The organism is Achromobacter sp. UBA5777 (assembly GCF_002418565.1).
In the GTDB taxonomy this organism is placed as follows: Bacteria; Pseudomonadota; Gammaproteobacteria; order Burkholderiales; family Burkholderiaceae_B; genus Achromobacter; species Achromobacter animicus.
Map to the genome: position 1 here is coordinate 42,619 of NZ_DIEJ01000184.1, position 8,281 is coordinate 50,899.

Below are 8,281 nucleotides of genomic sequence, written 5' to 3' on the forward strand. Positions count from 1 at the left end.
GCCCGTGCGGCCGATGCGGTGCACGTAGTCTTCAGCCTGCATCGGCAGGTCGAAGTTGACGGCGTGGCTGATGCCTTGCACGTCGATGCCACGGGCAGCCACGTCGGTGGCAACCAGGATGCGCAGTTGGCCGCGCTGCAGTTGCGACAGCGTACGGGTGCGCTGGCGCTGGTTCATGTCGCCGTGCAGGGCCGCGGCGGCAAAGCCTTGGTCGGCCAGGCGGTCGGCCAGGTCGTCCGCGCCGCGCTTGGTCGACGTGAAGACGATGGCTTGATCCAGCGAGGCGTCGCGCAGCACGTGATCCAGCAGTTGCATCTTGTGGCTGGCATCGTCCGCGTACAGCAGGCTTTGCGTGATGTTGGTGTGCTTTTCCTTGGCGCCGGCGATCTCGATGCGCTGCGGCTCGCGCATCATGCGCGAGGCTAGCTTGGCGACGGTGCCGTCCAGCGTGGCCGAGAACAGCAGCGTCTGGCGGCCTTCGGGCAGGCGCTCGACGATGGTCTCGATATCTTCAATGAAGCCCATGTCCAGCATGCGATCGGCTTCGTCCAGCACCAGCGTGTGCACGGTGTTCAGTTTGACGCGGCCGGATTGCAGGTGGTCGATCAGGCGGCCGGGGGTGGCGACCAGCACGTCAACGCGGCGCGACAGCGCCTTCAGTTGCGCGCCGTAGGGCATGCCGCCCACGACGGTCGCGGTGCGCAGGTCGGCCAGCTTGCGGCCGTAGGTGGCGGTGGCTTCCGTGACTTGCAGGGCCAGTTCGCGGGTCGGGGTCAGCACCAGCACTTGCACGCCGACGCCCTTGTTGGCGGGCATCTGGGCGATGCGGTGCAGGGCGGGCAGCATGAAGGCGGCGGTCTTGCCGCTGCCGGTCTGCGAGGACACCATCAGGTCATGGCCGGCCAGTGCTTGCGGAATGGCGGCGGCTTGAACGGAGGTGGGGGTGGTGAAGCCAGCTTCTTGAACGGCCGACAACAGGGCGGGCGCGAGACCCAGGGTATCGAAAGACATTACTTTCCCTTGCCGCAATCAATGCGACGCAGTGCTTGGTCGGGCCAGGGGATTAGGCGGCCGGATCCAGGCGACGGTTGATGGAGCATCGTGCCGACCGGATCAACCATGCGCGTGGCGCGTTCTCTTGTACTGATGGAACGCAGGGCGAAAGGAAAGGGGTCAGGAATCGATGATAGTTCGGCATGAGGCCGGGGATAGGCTTCCCGGCAGTCTGCAAAAAATTCCGCTAAATCAAGGCGGTAAATGCCGAACTCGTTTTGTGCAGTGCGGCGATCATAACCCGAATTCGCCCTGCAATGGAATTATTTTTTTGTCCAGTCCCCAATCAATAGGGTTTTTCCCTTGGTCCTGCAGCCAGGTGTTGGTGGCCCGGAAATGGCCGCACCCGAGGAAGGGCACGGGCGGCCGGCGGGCGGATAGCGGAGACGGATGGTTGGACATCAGGACGAGATGACCACTGTCGGGCGGAAGCAACAGCCGCTTGGCCTGCGCGTGGGCGCCCCACAGCATGAAGACTTTGGGCGAGGGATCTCGTGCCACGTGCGCGATCAGCGCATCCGTCACTGTTTCCCAGCCGCGCTTCGCGTGCGAGGCGGGCTGGCCGTCTTCGACCGTGAGCGCCGTGTTGAGCAGCAGCACGCCCTGGTCGGCCCAGGGGCTCAGGTCGTTGCCCGCCGGGATGCTCAGCGCCGGATAGTCGCGCGCAATCTCATTGAAGATATTGCGCAGGCTGGGCGGGCGCTTGCAGTCGTCCGGCACCGAAAACGCCAGGCCCTGCGCCTGGCCGGGGCCATGGTAGGGATCCTGGCCCAGGATCACGACGCGCACGTCCGACGGCGCCAGGCCATGCAGCGCGCGGAAGGGCGTGGCGGGATACACCACGGCGCCTTGCGCGAGACGCGCTTCGACGTGCGCGGTGGCGGCAGCCAGCGCGGCGGCGACGGCAGGGTCGGCGGACAGGGCGGCCTGCCACGCGGCAGGCAGTTGCGCGGCCTGGGCGGCCAGGGCGTTGGATGTGAGGCGGTTGTCGATCGGCATGGGCGCGATTTTGGCACAGCCGTCCGGTCAGCCGGATTGGCCCGTTTGTGCGATCAGACCGCCTTCCCAATCAGACTGGCCAGCCAGCCTGACGGTGCGCCGAATCCCAGAACATCCATTCAAGCTGGGCGGCGTGCGTGTAGGCCTGGTGCATCGCGGCCAGGGTCTGCGGCGACGCCGTATCCGCCGCACGGTCCACGGTGGCGACCACGGCGCGGACCAGCGCGTGGAAATCGTCGCCGGCGTAGGTGTCGATCCAGGCCGCATACGGATTGGGCCGCGCGGCGCGTGCGTGGATGTCGCGTCCGATTTCGGCGTAGATCCAGAAGCAAGGCAGCAGGGCCGCCAGGACGACCGGATAGGGCGCGCTCCAGGCGGTGGCAATCAGGAAGCTGGTGTAGTGATGGCTCGCCGGCGTCAGCGGCGTGGCTTCGAAGGTAGCGGCGTCGATGCCGAACTGCTGCATGAACCCGGCGTGCAGGCTGCGCTCGGCCACGACGGCGCCTTTGGCGGCCTCGGCAAACTGCACCACGCCGTCGGCATCGTCGGCCTTGCCGGCGGCGATGGCGAGCGCGCGTCCGAACGCCACCAGATAGTGCGCGTCCTGGATCATGTAGTGCTTGAACGCGTCCTCGGCGAGCTGGCCGCTGGCCAACTCGCGGTTGAACGGCATGTCGCGCGTCTTTTCATAGAGCGCGGCGTTGCGGGTCCAGGCATCGGAGCTGAAAGACATGGAATTCCTCTGGGACAGGGCTAGGGCGCGCGCCATCGGCGGGGCATAAGGGTACAGGCGGGAGCGCAGGCGGATCGCGGCGCGGGGACGGCTGGATCAGGCTGCGCGTTTGCGGTGATGTCGGGCGTAGTCGAGAAGCGCGTCGCGCAACACCACCGCCTGGTTGTGCTCGGTATTGCGCGCGCCGAAAAGCAAGGTCAGGGGGCGATCCCCCGCAGCGTCCAGTAACGCCGCCATGCGCGATTGCTGCGCTGGGGTGGCGAGTTCAGTCAGGTACTTGCCGCGGAAGTCATCCCATCGGTCCTCGATGTGGCTGAACCATTTGCACAGTTCGGCGCTGGGGGCGATGTCGCGGGCCCATTCGTCCAGGCCCAGGTCTGCGCGGCGCAGTCCGCGTGGCCACATGCGATCGACCAGGGCAAGGTAGTGACCTGCCGGCCCGGTGCCTTCATAGACACGCTGCACGATGATGTTGGACGATTTCATGCCGGCTCCTGCGACTGACGGTGCGGCCAGTCTACTGCAACGCCCGCGACGCGCCGGATCGCGGCGTACTGGAAGTTTGACGCTGCGCACCGGCGGCGCGCAGGACCGCGAATCAGACCAGCTTGTCGCGCCAGCGGTTTGTGGATTACATTCACTTAACCTCTATGTAACAACGCTATTACAGGCCGACACCGTCGGCCTTTTTTGAACCCACGATCCTGTCGTGGCTTAGCCAGGCCGCCTGGCGCCCTTCGCCGTCATGCCGCCACGCAATACTTCAGACCTGCATCCCTCGCCCGATAACGCCGGCCGCCTGCGCATTCTGCATACGGAAGCCGCCACGGCGTTCGGCGGACAGGAATTCTGCATCTATAAGGAGATGGTCGCCATGCGTGAGCGCGGCCATCACCTGGAAGCCGTGTGCCAGCCGCACGCCGAACTGGCGCAGCGTCTGCGCGATGCCGGGTTCACCGTGCACACCATCAACATGGACGGCCCTGTGAATTTCATGCGCAGCGTGGCATTCGTGCGGCGCGTGGCGGCTCGTGGCCGGTTCGACGTCGTCAATACGCACAGCCGCAGCGACACGGTGCGGGCCGCGATGGGCGCGCGCCTGGCGCGCACGCCGCTCATTGTGCGCACCCGCCATTTGGCCAAGCCGATCAACTCGCTGTACGCCTACACGTGGCTGGCCCACCGCGTCATCGCCGTGAGCCGGCACGTGCACCGCCAGCTGCTGGATGGCGGCGCGGCGCCCCAGTCCATCGCCACCATCCATTCCCCGATCGTCCTGCCCGAAAGCGACGGCCTGGGCACTGTCCGGCAAGAACTCGGACTGCCTGACGATGCCCTCGTGGTGGGTTGCGTGGCTGTCATGCGCGCGGAAAAGGGGCACGCAGACCTGATCGACGCCTTCCACCGGATTCTGACCACGTTTCCGCAAGCCCACCTGGTGCTGGCCGGAGATGGCATGCCGGTGTTCGAGCGCCTGAAGGCGCAGGTGCAATCCCTGGGCCTCGCATCGCGCGTGCACTTCCTGGGCCGGCGTCATGACATCGGCAACGTATTGCAGGCGTTCGACGTGTTCGCCTTGCCGACCCACCGCGAAGCCTTGGGCACGGCGTTCGTCGAGGCCTCCGCCATGGGGGTGCCGGTGATCGGCACCGACGTGGGCGGCGTGCCGGAAACCATGCAGGCCGGCGTGACCGGGCTGCTGGTGCCGCCGCGAGACCCGGCTGCGCTGGCCGCCGCGCTTGAAAGCCTGCTGGCCGATCCCGAACGCAGACGCCGCATGGGCGAGGCGGGCCGCGAATTCATCCGCGGGCAGGGTCTGTTCAGCGCGGATCGCACCGCGCAATTGGTCGAATCGGCGTACGCACGCTGGCTGGGGGAGCGTCGCGGGTCTGCCGCCGTGGCGCCTAGCGGCTCATTGCCCTGACAGCCTCAATGCCCCCGCAGGCTCAATGCCATAGCAACGCGTTCATGGCTTCCACCAGCCGGTCGCGGTAGCGAGGCAGCAGCGCTTGCACCTGCGCCTGCCGGTCCTTCCAGGAATCCGGCTCGGCGCCCGGCGCAATGCGCGGCGCCGCCCAGATCGGATCCGGAAAATGCCGGTCGCCGCGCCAGCGCGGGATCACGTGCCAATGCAGGTGCGGCACCATGTTGCCCAGCGACGCCAGGTTGATCTTGTCCGGCGTCAGGATCGCCTGCTGCGTTTCCTCCACCACATACACCGCCCGCATCAGCAGGTCGCGGCCATGCGTCGACAGGCTGGTCATCTCGGCCAGGTGACCGTTCCAGATCACGCGCGTGAAGCCGGGATAGTCGGCGTCGTCGACCTCGATGATGCGCAGGTGCGGCCCGCGCCACAGCAGCGTGCCGCCGTCTTCCTGACACAGCGGACAGTTGGGATCGCGCGCGCTCAAGCCATCACCTTGCGGTACTGGATAAAGCCGGAACGGTCGGCAATCCGGTCGTAGAGCTGCATGGCGGTCGCGTTGGTTTCGTGTGTCAGCCAATAGACGCGGGCGCAGTTGGCCGCGGCGGCTTCGGCGTAGACGTGTTCGATCAGCTTGCGGCCCGCGCCCGTGCCGCGTGCGTCCTGGTCCACATACAGGTCCTGCAGGTAGCAGTAGTCGCCGGCGGTCCAGGTGGAGCGATGAAAGATCCAGTGCACCATGCCGACGGCGCGGCCGCTTTCATAGACCAGCGCCGCGTGCATGGGCTCGGCGGGGTCCAGGAAGCGCGCCCAGGTGTTGCGCGTGACGGCGTCGTCGATGCTGACGCGGTAGAAGTCCTGGTAGCCCTTCCACAGGGGCAGCCAGGCGTCGAAGTCGGTGGCGACGATGGGACGGATTTCTGCGGTACTCATGGCGCAAGGCCTCCTGGGGTCTTCAGAGTTGGGTTTCCATGGCGTCGACGATATGCCGCAGCACCTGCAGGCGAGCGTAACGCTTGTCGTTGGCCGACACCAGATGCCACGGCGCGTGGGCCACGTCGGTGCGCGTCATCATCTCGTTGGCCGCTGCCGCGTATTCTTTCCACTTGTCGCGGTTGCGCCAGTCGTCGGGCGTGATCTTGAAATTCTTGAACGGCGATTTCTCGCGCTCTTGAAAACGCTTGAGCTGCTCGTCGGGCGTGACCGCGAGCCAAAACTTCAGCACCAGTGCGCCGCTGGCGGCGAGCTGTTCCTCGAAGTCGTTGATCTCGGCATACGCGCGGCGCCACCGGGCGGGTGGTATCAGCTTTTCGACACGCTCGACGAGCACGCGGCCGTACCACGAGCGGTCGAAGATGCCGATGCGGCCATGGCTGGGAATGCAGCGCCAGAAACGCCACAGATAAGGCCGGGCCAGTTCCTCGGTCGTGGGGGCGGATATCGGCGTGATGTCGACCTGCCGGATGTCCAGCGCGTGCGTGACGCGGCGGATGGCGCCACCCTTGCCGGCGGCGTCCTGCCCCTCGAACACCAGGATCAGGGAGCGATTCCTGAAGGGGGCGGACCGGGCGGCGCGCGCCAGCCGGCCTTGCAGCAGGCCGAGTTCGGTCTCGTAATCTTCCTTGTCCCCCTTGGCGTCGTAGTCCAGCTTCCCCAGCCTGTCCACGATGCGCGTCGTGCTGGAATGCGCCACGAAAGCGGGCGGCAGGCGGGGCACGCCGCGCCGGCGCAGGGCCCCGAGCACCGCCTCGGCGGTGCGAGCGGCGCGCATGTTTTCGTCGGCGCTGGGAATCACCACCCAGGGTGCATGACCACAATCGGTGTGATTGAGGACGACTTGGGCGCCGGCCCGGATGCGGTCGAACCGCTTATTGACCTTCATGTCGACCGGACTGACCTGCCAGGCCGTATCGGGGTTGGCCAGCAGGCGCTGCGCGCGCGTCTTCTGCGCCTTGGCGGACAGGTGGAACCACAGCTTGATGATCTGCACGCCTTCGGCGGCCAGCATGGTCTCAAAGCGCATGATCGCCGCCGAGTGCGCCTCGATCGCGTCCGCGTTGGGCTTCTTGCGTACGGCTTCAATGACGAGCGGCGTATACCAGGACCCGAACACGATGCCCGTGCTGCCCTTGGGCGGCAGATCGCGCCAGTAGCGCCACAGCGGCGGGCGTTCGAGCTCGTCACCTTCGCGCGGCCCGTAGGCCAGCGTGCGGATGTGGCGCGGGTCCATCCATTCGTTCAGCAGGTTGATCGTCGCGCCCTTGCCGGCGCCATCGATGCCGGCCACGACGATCAGAAGCGTCTTGTCGGCCTGCCGCAGCCGTTCGTACTGCGCATTGAGCAGCGCGACCCGCAGCCGCGCCTCGAGCGCCTTGAATTCGTCTTTGGACAGGGTGGGGTCGGCTTCGGCTTCGGCAAACATGGATGCGTCGGATCGGGTGGCTGCGATCGGGCGATCTTGCGGGATAAGGCCGCGCGGCGCAAGTGCGCCGCAGCCAGGGGTCAGAGCGCGTTCACGGGAATCTTGAGATAGCGCACGCCGTTGTCCTCGGGGGGCGGGAAATGGCCCGCGCGGATGTTCACCTGAATCGCTGGCAGGATCAGCGTGGGCATCGACAGCGTGGCATCGCGCCGTGTGCGCATGGCGACGAATTCGTCCTCGGGAATGCCGTCGCGCACGTGGATGTTGCCGCGGCGCTGTTCGGCCACGGTGGTTTGCCAGGCGGCCTCGCGTCCCGCGGGCGGATAGTCGTGGCACATGTAAAGCCGCGTGTCGTCTGGCAGGCTCAGCAGTCGCCGGATCGACTGGTACAGCAGATGCGCGTCGCCACCGGGAAAATCGCAGCGCGCCGTGCCCACGTCCGGCATGAAAAGCGTGTCGCCCACGAATGCCGCATCGCCAATCAGGTACGCCATGTCGGCCGGCGTATGGCCGGGCACGTGGATGGCCGTGGCGGTCAGCGAACCGATCTGAAAGGTCTCGCCATCGGCGAACAGATGGCCGAACTGCGAGCCGTCGAGCTGGAACTCCGGTTCCAGGTTCAGGATGGTCTTGAAGACGCCCTGCACGGTGCGGATGCTCTGGCCGATGGCGATGACGCCGCCGAGCTGCCGTTGCAGGTAGGGCGCCGCCGACAGATGATCGGCATGGGCATGGGTTTCCAGCAGCCAGACGGTCCGCAGGCTGCGTTCGCGCACGTAATTGGCCACGCGATCGGCGCTGGCGGTGCTGCTGCGGCCGGACTTGGGATCGTAGTCCAGCACCGAGTCGATGATGGCGCACGCGCCGCCGGGCGCGGGCTCGTGGACGACGTAGGTGATAGTCGCAGTGGCGGGATCGAAGAAGGCCTGGATGTGCGGGGTCATGGGGGCTCGCGTGAAGGCCGCGCGGGCGGCCCGATCAGGTCAATTTACGAAAAAAAATAATATTTGCGCATAGTTTATTCATAAATATAATGACGCCGCTATCCCCCACGTGTCCGACACCCCGTCATGAACGCTCCCCTTACCGATTGCGAAGTCGCCGTCCTGCGCGAGTCCGCCACCCAGGCCTGCGCACTGCTCAAGGCGCT

9 protein-coding genes are annotated in these 8,281 nt (G+C 66.4%); 1 reads left to right on the forward strand and 8 read right to left on the reverse strand.

Translation table 11 applies throughout. The annotated features are described in order from the left end of the window. The 4 genes from B3446_RS14490 to B3446_RS14505 all read right to left on the reverse strand — a co-directional run. Positions 1 to 1,011, reverse strand: a 1,011-nt coding sequence (locus tag B3446_RS14490; protein ID WP_291382673.1) for a DEAD/DEAH box helicase, incomplete at its 3' end; no start/stop codon positions are given. Positions 1,012 to 1,287: 276 nt separating this feature from the next. Then, positions 1,288 to 2,052, reverse strand: a complete 765-nt coding sequence (locus B3446_RS14495) for a uracil-DNA glycosylase (protein ID WP_191579551.1) — start codon at positions 2,050 to 2,052, stop codon at positions 1,288 to 1,290. Positions 2,053 to 2,122: 70 nt separating this feature from the next. Then, positions 2,123 to 2,785 carry a thiaminase II gene (gene tenA / locus B3446_RS14500; RefSeq protein ID WP_291382675.1) on the reverse strand — a complete coding sequence of 221 codons (663 nt, stop codon included), beginning with the start codon at positions 2,783 to 2,785 and terminating at the stop codon, positions 2,123 to 2,125. Positions 2,786 to 2,881: 96 nt separating this feature from the next. Then, on the reverse strand, positions 2,882 to 3,271 hold the full coding sequence (locus B3446_RS14505; protein ID WP_291382677.1) for a DUF488 domain-containing protein: 390 nt from the start codon (positions 3,269 to 3,271) through the stop codon (positions 2,882 to 2,884). A gap of 259 nt (positions 3,272 to 3,530) precedes the next feature. Between B3446_RS14505 and B3446_RS14510 the strand changes: the two genes are divergently transcribed. Continuing rightward, the gene (locus B3446_RS14510) at positions 3,531 to 4,709 is read left to right on the forward strand and encodes a glycosyltransferase (RefSeq protein WP_291382679.1); all 1,179 of its coding nucleotides are present in this window, start codon (positions 3,531 to 3,533) and stop codon (positions 4,707 to 4,709) included. 22 nt (positions 4,710 to 4,731) lie between these two features. Here B3446_RS14510 and B3446_RS14515 read toward each other — a convergent pair whose 3' ends face one another. From B3446_RS14515 to B3446_RS14530, 4 genes are all read right to left on the reverse strand, one after another. Next, positions 4,732 to 5,196 carry an HIT family protein gene (locus B3446_RS14515; RefSeq protein WP_175124967.1) on the reverse strand — a complete coding sequence of 155 codons (465 nt, stop codon included), beginning with the start codon at positions 5,194 to 5,196 and terminating at the stop codon, positions 4,732 to 4,734. Next, on the reverse strand, positions 5,193 to 5,642 hold the full coding sequence (locus tag B3446_RS14520; protein WP_105241129.1) for a GNAT family N-acetyltransferase: 450 nt from the start codon (positions 5,640 to 5,642) through the stop codon (positions 5,193 to 5,195). Before B3446_RS14520 ends, B3446_RS14515 begins: the two co-directional genes overlap by 4 nt. A 22-nt stretch (positions 5,643 to 5,664) precedes the next feature. Next, the gene (gene pap, locus B3446_RS14525; protein WP_291382682.1) at positions 5,665 to 7,131 is read right to left on the reverse strand and encodes a polyphosphate:AMP phosphotransferase; all 1,467 of its coding nucleotides are present in this window, start codon (positions 7,129 to 7,131) and stop codon (positions 5,665 to 5,667) included. 80 nt (positions 7,132 to 7,211) lie between these two features. Further along, positions 7,212 to 8,075, reverse strand: a complete 864-nt coding sequence (locus B3446_RS14530) for an MBL fold metallo-hydrolase (protein WP_291382684.1) — start codon at positions 8,073 to 8,075, stop codon at positions 7,212 to 7,214. Between the last annotated feature and the right edge of the window lie 206 nt (positions 8,076 to 8,281).

What these genes read in the sequence shown, in the direction of transcription:
- pap (WP_291382682.1), bottom strand. Translation starts at nt 7,131, where the DNA reads ATGTTTGCCGAAGCCGAAGCCGACCCCACCCTGTCCAAAGACGAATTC.
- B3446_RS14520 (WP_105241129.1), bottom strand. Translation starts at nt 5,642, where the DNA reads ATGAGTACCGCAGAAATCCGTCCCATCGTCGCCACCGACTTCGACGCC.
- B3446_RS14510 (WP_291382679.1), top strand. Translation starts at nt 3,531, where the DNA reads ATGCCGCCACGCAATACTTCAGACCTGCATCCCTCGCCCGATAACGCC.
- B3446_RS14505 (WP_291382677.1), bottom strand. Translation starts at nt 3,271, where the DNA reads ATGAAATCGTCCAACATCATCGTGCAGCGTGTCTATGAAGGCACCGGG.
- tenA (WP_291382675.1), bottom strand. Translation starts at nt 2,785, where the DNA reads ATGTCTTTCAGCTCCGATGCCTGGACCCGCAACGCCGCGCTCTATGAA.
- B3446_RS14495 (WP_191579551.1), bottom strand. Translation starts at nt 2,052, where the DNA reads ATGCCGATCGACAACCGCCTCACATCCAACGCCCTGGCCGCCCAGGCC.
- B3446_RS14530 (WP_291382684.1), bottom strand. Translation starts at nt 8,075, where the DNA reads ATGACCCCGCACATCCAGGCCTTCTTCGATCCCGCCACTGCGACTATC.